Source organism: Corallococcus sp. AB049A (genome assembly GCF_003668885.1).
GTDB lineage: Bacteria > Myxococcota > Myxococcia > Myxococcales > Myxococcaceae > Corallococcus > Corallococcus interemptor.
This window is the reverse complement of the sequence record NZ_RAWL01001398.1, coordinates 1-396: the sequence shown is the minus strand read 5'-3', so window position 1 is coordinate 396 and position 396 is coordinate 1. Positions and strand designations below refer to the sequence as shown.

At 63.9% G+C, this 396-nt stretch carries 1 protein-coding gene; it reads left to right on the top strand.

What is annotated here, in order from left to right; translation table 11 throughout:
* Positions 1-309, top strand: a 309-nt coding sequence (locus tag D7X55_RS47315) for a biliverdin-producing heme oxygenase (RefSeq protein WP_233610491.1), incomplete at its 5' end; no start/stop codon positions are given.
* Between the last annotated feature and the right edge of the window lie 87 nt (positions 310-396).

Genomic DNA, 396 nt, shown 5'->3' with positions numbered 1-396 from the left:
GAGGTAGACAGGGTGCCATTGCCGTGCGATCTGGCGCTGCCGGCCCTCCTGGGCTGGTTGTACGTGGCCGAAGGTTCCAAACTGGGCGGAGCCGTTCTTTACAAGATGGCCGCCACGCTCGGTCTCGATCGTGGCTTCGGCGCCCGCCACTTGGCCGCGCACCCCGATGGAGCGGCAGGCCAATGGCGCAAGTTCACCGCCGTGCTGGACGCGGTGACGCTGAACGCCGAACAGGAACAGCAGGTGGTCGACGCAGCTGATGCCGCGTTCCGCAGCGTGCAAGGCTACGTCAAGCTGGAATTCGCCTGAAGCTCTGCTGCTGCGTACGGAGGGCTGTCTGGATATGGCTCCAGTCTGCCTGATGAGTCTGCTTCAATGCGGTAAACCCTGACAGGG